Below are 7,775 nucleotides of genomic sequence, written 5' to 3' on the forward strand. Positions count from 1 at the left end.
AGGGGGCATAGTGATCATCCTTCCAGGCCAGCCGGAACCAGCCATATCGAATGTCACCTAAACGTGCAGCAGACCCCTTCGAATCAGAAATGGCGCGGCAAGCAACAACATGCCAGTGAGGAGAGCGAGGACGCAAGCAAGCATCCACCCGTCATGTGATCCGGGATCCACGTTCTCAGTCACGGCGGGAACATTGCCCGGGAGACTCGAGTGGGCGACTGCACCAGCGGAATGGTTCAGGGAAGAATCTTTCTGCAGGGCTGAGCTCTGATGCTGGCCAGAGGCGGCGGGGCCATGCCCGCCGGGCGTGGCAGAAAACGTGTGCATTCCCAGCAACCCCACGATGACCAGGATCACAGCTGCACCAAACAACAGCACGGATCGCATGGGCGGCATTGCCTGCGCGTGGCCTGCAAGCGAGCGCATCTCGACCCCCCTTTCTTTTGAAATCACGGTAGCACCGGCGGCTGAGCTGCCGGACGGCCCGGCCAACAGCACAAACCTGAACTTGACCGCATCTCCAATAAACGTTCGTCAGGGAGCCGCGTCGGGCCTTCTCAAGAACCGCTTTGATGCCCCGTTACGTTGCCGCATGGCATCAAGCAAGCAAGTCTCCCGAATAGATTTTCCACAGTAAGGATGCGAAGAAGGTCTGCTCGGTGTCGGCTAGGACAACCCCCGCAGACTCCAGCTACTCCAATCTCCCCGCGCCCCTGTGATTGACCGATGATGGCGTAGGTGAGACGCAGCCGACAGCGGTTTCTCGTGTCCACTTAATGAGGGAAATTGCGTCCTCTACATTGAGTCGCAGGATTCGCCACCGCGCCAGCGCATCCATGTCACACCCGTTTGGCTACCACTGTATCGTCTGCACCGCGCTGGTATCGGTAGAGCGTGGCCCGTGACCAGCCGACGAGATTCGCCGCATCTACCGCAGTTCGACCTTTTGCTCGAGCCTCCCGAACGATCTGCAGCTTTTCCTCGATCACGGATGGGTTGACTGGGGGCCTGCCGAACTTCGTGCCGTTCTGTTTCGCGGCCGCGATGCCAGCATTCACGCGTTCGGTGATCAGTTCCCGTTCATACTCGGCCAAGGTCGCGAGCATCCCGAGCATCAATCGGCCCGAGGATGTCTCCGGGTCGATTCCGTCTGACACAGATCGCACTTTCACGCCGCGTTCACGCAGCAGGTTCACCGTATTGAGGACGTCGATGAGTGAGCGACCGAGTCGGTCAATCCGCCACACCACTACCGTGTCGCCGGGTTCGGCATACTCGAGCAGCTTCTTCATGCCGGGACGCTTGATCGCCGCTCGGCTTCCCGAAGTGACATCGGAGAAGACATCGCGATTTTGCACTCCCTCTGTTCTCAAAGCGTCGAGCTGCAAACGCGCATCCTGGCTCACTGTACTCACCCGCGTGTACCCCAACAGTCTCATAACACCAGAATGCCCCAGAAAGCCCTCCACCACTATCGGTTGAGACAAAATACTGCGAGACAAGTTTTCGAGACAACTGGTACTCAGAAAGTAGGCGGCATCGAAGCTCAGATTTGCTCCGATACTGAGTGTCTTATTTAGCTATTGTTTTGTAAAACGTCCTAGTTACTGGGTGGGGCACTGTCGCAGCGCCGTCCGGTCGAAGGTAGGCGCAGGCCGCGCCTCCGCTTCTTCCACTGTGTCGGCGAAGCCGTTGCGCTGGATGTCGTCGATTAGCCAGTCCATCTCAAGGATCTCGTTCCGCTGGGCCTCGCTGATTTTCGCGGCCAGTTCGCAGACGCGGATGTCCTGGATCTGGGCGCGCTCGGAGCGGGTAATGGCGAGGGAGTGGTGAGGGATCATCGCACTCATCCAGTCAGAGTCATTGATAGTGATTTGGCTGCGGTCAAGGGCGATGCCACCGGTGATCAACAGGACGCTGGCGGTGGCGATCGCGATGTTCGCCTTGGTGTTCTTGTACATGTTGAGCATCCAGGCCAGCATCACCAACCCCATGGTGCCGCCCATGGTGAGTGCCATGAACACTCGACTCTCACTGAAGCGGACGTGGCTCCATTCCCAGGAGCCGACGAACATCACCCAATACATGACGACCATCCCGGTGAGGATCATCGCCGCGAAGCGCAGGTACATCTTCCAGGAGTGCCCGCCGGAGCCGTGCTTGCTCTCCTTCGAGCGCTCACCGTCCTGGGCATTCTGGTTGGGGGGCTGTGGGGCGTGCTGCTCGTTGGAAGCCATGATTCTCCCGGTGCGGTCGGTGGCCAGTGCGGGCGCTGAGGACGGGGTAGTAATCGTCGAGGATGCGCCGGCGCCTGAGGTGGATGGTGCGACGTGCGTGCTGCTGCTCAGCAGCACGCCGAGATGTGGTGCGGCGGCGGATTACAGCGTGGCCAGCAGGTCGGCGCACGCCTGCTCGCAACGGCGGCAGGACTCGGCGCACACCCGGCAGTGCTCGTGCATGTCGGCGTGCTGCTCACACTCTGACGCACAGGACGCACAGGCCGTGCGGCACGCTTCGAGGAGCGTGCGGACGGTCGCCGCGTCGGGCTCGGTCTGCCGGGAGAGTACTGCGCCCGTGGCCGCGCAGATATCGGCACAGTCAGCGTTTCTGCGGATGCACATGACCAGCTCGGCCACCATGTCCTCGCCAAGGCACGCATCGGCGCAGGCGGTACAAGCCTGCGCACATTCCACGCACCTCTCGATACAGCGCAGCAATATGTCCTGTGCTGCGGCGGAGCCGATCTTCGGATGAGTGGCGAGCATCTGATCTGCGACAGTCATGACTGTTTCCCCTTCCCCGGGGACTCTCCCCGGTGCAGGTGACACTAGGGCGAGGAAGGGGGTGCACCGAAGGGGGTTGATATACCCTCCCTAGGTATAGTAACGTGCCCAAGCACGGGCATGCGGAGAACGAGGACGCGCTACTGAAGTGGCTACGGCGACGAAGGCGCTCGAAGCTGTCGCCCTTTCGCTGCTCGGTGATCATCTCAGCCACTGCGTTGCCGAGGCCGCCACGCAGGGCGGGTCGGTGGCGGAGGAGAAAGTCCGCGAGGCGAACGCTGCGATCGCCCGGCTTGTGTGTTCCTGACCATTCCGACGAGAGGAACCCCTAATGACAATTGAACGTGTCGAACTGGGACTGAAGGACTCCGGTGCCGGGTGCAGTTGCTGCGCAGCCCCGGAAGCGCCCTCGCGAAAGACCGCCGCGACGGCCGAGGTGACGACGAAGGTCTTGGTCGAGGGCATGACGTGCGGGCACTGCGTGAGTAGCGTCACGGAAGAACTCTCTGCCCTCGACGAGGTCGAGCAGGTGAGTGTCGATCTAAACGTCGGCGGGGTGTCGGCCGTCACCATTCACAGCAAGACTCCACTGCACCTGGACGCCGTCCGCACGGCTGTCAGCGAGGCCGGATACGCCGTCTCCGGCATCCCCGCCTGAACCGCCTTCTCGAATCGAGCGACTTTCACCAACGCACGCACCGCACAGGAGGCACCGATGAGCGAGCACGACCACCATCACGATCACGGCGACACCGAGCAGACCGCGGAAGGAATGCGCGAAGCGATTGCCACCGACCCCGCCGACGTCCATCGCCCAGTTCACGGCAACTCGGATTCTCGCAGTCAGGGCGCGCACGTCCACCGGGTGAACGGCCACGAGCGCGATGTCGCACACGGCGACCATGCGGGGCATGGCGATCATGTCGGTCAGTTCCGGCGACTGTTCTGGGTGATGCTGATCCTCGCCGTCCCGGTGGTGGGCTTCTCGGGCATGTTCGCGATGCTGGTGGGCTACTCGCTTCCAAACGCGGGGTGGGTTGGGTGGGTCTCTCCCGTCCTCGGCACGGTGATGTACGTCTGGGGCGGGGCACCGTTCCTGACCGGCGCCGTCAGCGAGGTCCGCACCCGCAAGCCGGGAATGATGCTGCTGATCGGCCTGGCGATCACGGTGGCGTTCCTCTCCTCGTGGGGAGCTAGCCTGGGGCTGCTGAACCATGAGCTCGACTTTTGGTGGGAGTTGGCACTCCTGGTCGTCATCATGCTGCTGGGGCATTGGATCGAGATGCGCTCCCTGGCGCAGACAACCTCGGCCCTGGATTCCCTCGCGGCGCTGCTGCCCGATGAGGCCGAGCGGATCGATGGGGACACCACCGTCACCGTCGCTCCTGCCGACCTCCAGGTCGGCGACGTCGTCATCGTCCGCCCCGGGGGGCGTGTCCCTGCTGATGGGCGTGTTGTGCAGGGGTCGGCGAGCATGGATGAGGCGATGATCACTGGGGAGTCCCGCCCGGTGCGACGTTCGGTGGGTGAGCAGGTCACCGCCGGAACGGTCGCGACGGACTCGGGCGTGCGGGTGGAGATCACCGCGATCGGTGAGAACACCACCCTTGCCGGCATTCAACGGCTCGTCGCTGAGGCGCAGAGCTCCTCCTCCCGCGCCCAGCGGATCGCCGATCGCGCCGCTGCCTTGCTGTTCTGGTTCGCGCTGTTCGCCGGGGTGGTCACCGCCGCTGTCTGGACGTTGCTCGGACTTCCCGACCAGGCCGTGGTGCGCACCATCACCGTCCTGGTAATCGCCTGCCCCCACGCCCTCGGCCTCGCGATCCCGCTGGTGGTGTCGATCGCAACCGAGCGGGCTGCGCGCGGCGGCGTGCTGATCAAGGACCGGCTCGCGTTGGAGAGCATGCGCACCACCGACACGGTGCTGTTCGACAAGACCGGCACCCTCACCAGGGGCACCCCCGCCGTCACCGCCATCCACCCCGTCGAGGGAATCGACGCCGATCGACTCCTCGCTCTCGCAGCTGCTGCCGAGAGCGACTCCGAGCATCCGCTCGCACGGGCGGTTGTGAACGGCGCCGCAGCGAAGAACCTCATCGTGCCCGGCTCGACAGGGTTCGAGTCCTCTCCGGCCGTCGGCGTCCGCGCCACCGTCAACGGCCGCACTGTGCAGGTCGGAGGGCCCTACCTCCTCGAGCAAGAAGGTGCCGGCGAGCTAAGCATCGCTGACGTGTGGCGCGAAGAAGGCGCGATCATCCTTCATATCCTCATCGACGGGAAGGTCGCCGGGGCGCTGCGTCTAGCAGACGAGATCCGCAGCGAGTCCCGGGAAGCGATCGACGCGCTGCATGCTCGCGGCGTCCAGGTCGTGATGATCACCGGCGACGCGGAGGCAGTCGCAGCGTCCGTGGCTGAGGAAATCGGCATCGACCGGTTCTTCGCCGGCGTGCGCCCCGAAGACAAGGCTTCCAAGGTGAAGCAGCTGCAGGACGAGGGGCGGAAGGTGGTGATGGTCGGCGATGGCGTCAACGATGCCCCTGCTCTCGCGCAGGCCGATGTCGGTGTCGCCATCGGCGCTGGCACGGATGTGGCGATCGCGTCCGCGGGGGTCATCCTTGCCAGCGACGACCCCCGCTCGGTGCTGTCGGTGATGGAGCTGTCTCGGGCGAGCTACCGGAAGATGAAGCAGAACCTGTGGTGGGCGGCGGGGTATAACCTCATCTCCGTGCCGCTCGCGGCGGGCATCCTTGCCCCGGTCGGTTTCGTGCTGCCGATGTCGGTCGGTGCGATCCTGATGTCGCTGTCTACGATCGTCGTCGCCCTCAACGCGCAGCTGTTGCGCCGGCTCGACCTGCGCCCCGACGTCACCACTAGCACGGTGCTTCAGGGGAGCTGACAGGGGAGCTTTGTAGGGTCCGGTCGTGCAGAGAGGAGGACGTCGCATGCGGACAACGGAACCGCGTCGCGGGAAGAACCGACGCCCAACCCTGCGGCGCGCCGTCCTGTTCACCTCCACGCTGGTGCTCGGCGTGCTGATCGGACTGCTCGGCATGCACGTGTTCAGCACCGTCCCGGCACACCACGCAGCCGTCACCGCTGGCGCACACATCACGCACCACGACAACGGGACCCACGATGCAGCCCCCGTGACGACACAGCCCGTTGCCGCGGCTCCCTGCTCCGATGGAGGTGGATGCGCGGGCGATATGGACGAGATGAGATTCATGGCGTGCGTGCTCGCGCTCCTCGCCGCAGCGATCATCCTCACTATCCGCCCCGGGCCAGGTTTCCTCCTCCCTCGAATCGCCACCGCGCCAGCCGCGACGTATCCGACGGTGCTTGCCCCAGTGCGCCCGCCAGACCTGACGGTCCTCTCCATCAGTCGTACGTGAACTGTGTTTGCCCCTCGCAGACACGGGGCGCTTCAGAGCGCCCGCACACACCTCACGACATTGGAGTATTCATGAAGTTCCGCACTCTCACCCTAAGCGCCGGTATCCTCGCCGGGGCGCTCGTCCTCGCCGGATGCAGTGACACCACCGCCGGCAGCGACATGGAAGGCATGGACCACAGCAGCAGCGCGACCGCCGATGCGAGCGACGCGACGTTCAACGACGCGGACGTCTCCTTCGCAATGGGCATGATGATGCACCACCAGCAGGCCATCGAGATGTCCGACACGCTGCTGGCCAAAGACGATGTCGACGCGGAGGTCACCGGCCTCGCCGAGGACATCAAAGCCGCCCAGACCCCCGAGATCGAGACCATGAACCAGTGGCTAGAAGCCTGGGGACAGGACACCGACATGGGAGGCATGGATCACAGCGACGGGATGATGTCCGAAGAGGACATGACGGCCCTCGAAGAAGCCGACGGCGAGACCGCTTCCACGCTGTTTCTCGAGCAGATGATCGTCCACCACGAGGGCGCCCTTGACATGGCGCAGACCGAGCTGCGCGAGGGTGAGAACCCCGATGCTCTCGCCCTCGCGCAGAAGATCGTCGACGACCAAAAAGCCGAGATCGCGCAGATGGAGGACATGCTCACCCAACGGTGATCAGTCCCCTCCCCACCGGGTGGCTGTCCCCGACGGACGGCCACCCGGTGTCGCCCATCTGCACTCCTGGAGAAAATACGCCCGTCCATCCCGCCCATCGCCGCGCCGTCACCACGCTCACCTTCGCCACACCGCAATGTTGATCCTGACCGGTTGCATCGGGCCCGCCGATCCCGATCATGACACACAGTCGCCCTCGAACACATTCACGGGCTCGCCGAGAATCCGAGTACCGGCGGCCTCCTCATCGCCAGTCACGACGGCATATACCAACTCGACGCACTCGCCGGCGATACGGAACTCATCGGCCCCATCGCCGGAAACGACTTCGCCGCGATGGGTTTCGCTACCGCCGGTGGTGTGCTCTACGCCTTCGGATACCCCGACAAGAACAGTCCCGGCCGCTTCGGGTCCGGCAACCTCGTACTCATCCGTTCCGACGACGGCGGTGACACCTGGCAAATCCTCTCGCTCGCAGGCGAGGCCGATTTCCATGACCTCACCGTCAGCCCCGCAGTTCGGAACGCATCTACGCGAACAACTTCGGTGTCGTCCACCGCTTCGACGACGGCGGGCGCACTTGGCACGACGGCGCCGGCATCGACGCATGGGACATCCTCGTCCATCCCAGCGATCCCGACGTGGACTACGCGACTAACTCCACCGGCTTGCACATCAGGCGCGACGGCGAAAAACCTTCACCCTCGACCCGGAAGCACCACGAATGGTCCTCATCGCAGCGTTCAACGACGGGCGTCTCGTTGGATCCGGAACCGACGGCCAGCTCACATACCGGGCGTCCTCCGGCCGATGGGCCTCCGCGACTGCGAAGACCGAGGCATCTGACTCCTCGCTAGCCCGGGTCTGCTGCACGTTTAGGTGACATTCGATATGGCTGGTTCCGGCTGGCCTGGAAGGATGATCACTATGCCCCC

8 protein-coding genes and 1 pseudogene are annotated in these 7,775 nt (G+C 64.0%); 5 read left to right on the forward strand and 4 right to left on the reverse strand.

Annotated elements, in window-relative coordinates:
- Nucleotides 1-839: 839 nt before the first annotated feature.
- The 3 genes from PQI23_RS13795 to PQI23_RS13805 all read right to left on the reverse strand — a co-directional run bounded on the left by PQI23_RS13795 (nucleotide 840) and on the right by PQI23_RS13805 (nucleotide 2,783).
- Nucleotides 840-1,439, reverse strand: a complete 600-nt coding sequence (locus tag PQI23_RS13795; protein WP_339975516.1) for a recombinase family protein — start codon at nucleotides 1,437-1,439, stop codon at nucleotides 840-842.
- Nucleotides 1,440-1,604: 165 nt separating this feature from the next.
- Nucleotides 1,605-2,237 (reverse strand): DUF305 domain-containing protein, encoded by a 633-nt coding sequence (locus tag PQI23_RS13800; RefSeq protein ID WP_339975518.1) that lies wholly within the window; start codon nucleotides 2,235-2,237, stop codon nucleotides 1,605-1,607.
- 141 nt (nucleotides 2,238-2,378) lie between these two features.
- Entirely contained in the window at nucleotides 2,379-2,783 is a 405-nt protein-coding gene (locus PQI23_RS13805; RefSeq protein ID WP_339975520.1) for a four-helix bundle copper-binding protein, read from the reverse strand.
- 142 nt (nucleotides 2,784-2,925) lie between these two features.
- Between PQI23_RS13805 and PQI23_RS13810 the strand changes: the two are divergent.
- The 5 genes and pseudogenes from PQI23_RS13810 to PQI23_RS13825 all read left to right on the forward strand — a co-directional run.
- Nucleotides 2,926-3,090 (forward strand): annotated as a pseudogene (locus tag PQI23_RS13810) (metal-sensing transcriptional repressor); the annotation flags it as partial.
- A 24-nt stretch (nucleotides 3,091-3,114) separates the two neighbouring features.
- Complete coding sequence (locus tag PQI23_RS13815; protein WP_339975522.1) at nucleotides 3,115-3,441, forward strand: heavy-metal-associated domain-containing protein; 327 nt, start codon at nucleotides 3,115-3,117, stop codon at nucleotides 3,439-3,441.
- Nucleotides 3,442-3,735: 294 nt separating this feature from the next.
- Nucleotides 3,736-5,679: a heavy metal translocating P-type ATPase gene (locus tag PQI23_RS13820; RefSeq protein WP_339975528.1), complete on the forward strand. Its 1,944-nt coding sequence runs from the start codon at nucleotides 3,736-3,738 to the stop codon at nucleotides 5,677-5,679.
- 46 nt (nucleotides 5,680-5,725) lie between these two features.
- Nucleotides 5,726-6,175: a DUF6153 family protein gene (locus PQI23_RS13995; RefSeq protein ID WP_445238443.1), complete on the forward strand. Its 450-nt coding sequence runs from the start codon at nucleotides 5,726-5,728 to the stop codon at nucleotides 6,173-6,175.
- Nucleotides 6,176-6,246: 71 nt separating this feature from the next.
- Nucleotides 6,247-6,840 carry a DUF305 domain-containing protein gene (locus tag PQI23_RS13825; protein ID WP_339975524.1) on the forward strand — a complete coding sequence of 198 codons (594 nt, stop codon included), beginning with the start codon at nucleotides 6,247-6,249 and terminating at the stop codon, nucleotides 6,838-6,840.
- 177 nt (nucleotides 6,841-7,017) lie between these two features.
- Here the strand turns inward: PQI23_RS13825 and PQI23_RS13830 are convergent, their stop codons facing one another.
- Nucleotides 7,018-7,335 carry a hypothetical protein gene (locus tag PQI23_RS13830; RefSeq protein ID WP_339975526.1) on the reverse strand — a complete coding sequence of 106 codons (318 nt, stop codon included), beginning with the start codon at nucleotides 7,333-7,335 and terminating at the stop codon, nucleotides 7,018-7,020.
- Between the last annotated feature and the right edge of the window lie 440 nt (nucleotides 7,336-7,775).

The organism is Leucobacter sp. USCH14 (genome assembly GCF_037619215.1).
GTDB lineage: Bacteria > Actinomycetota > Actinomycetes > Actinomycetales > Microbacteriaceae > Leucobacter.

Coding starts and splice junctions, on each gene's coding strand:
- PQI23_RS13795 (WP_339975516.1), bottom strand. CDS start 1,439: ATGAGACTGTTGGGGTACACGCGGGTGAGTACAGTGAGCCAGGATGCG.
- PQI23_RS13800 (WP_339975518.1), bottom strand. CDS start 2,237: ATGGCTTCCAACGAGCAGCACGCCCCACAGCCCCCCAACCAGAATGCC.
- PQI23_RS13805 (WP_339975520.1), bottom strand. CDS start 2,783: ATGACTGTCGCAGATCAGATGCTCGCCACTCATCCGAAGATCGGCTCC.
- PQI23_RS13815 (WP_339975522.1), top strand. CDS start 3,115: ATGACAATTGAACGTGTCGAACTGGGACTGAAGGACTCCGGTGCCGGG.
- PQI23_RS13820 (WP_339975528.1), top strand. CDS start 3,736: ATGCTGATCCTCGCCGTCCCGGTGGTGGGCTTCTCGGGCATGTTCGCG.
- PQI23_RS13995 (WP_445238443.1), top strand. CDS start 5,726: ATGCGGACAACGGAACCGCGTCGCGGGAAGAACCGACGCCCAACCCTG.
- PQI23_RS13825 (WP_339975524.1), top strand. CDS start 6,247: ATGAAGTTCCGCACTCTCACCCTAAGCGCCGGTATCCTCGCCGGGGCG.
- PQI23_RS13830 (WP_339975526.1), bottom strand. CDS start 7,335: ATGGAAATCGGCCTCGCCTGCGAGCGAGAGGATTTGCCAGGTGTCACC.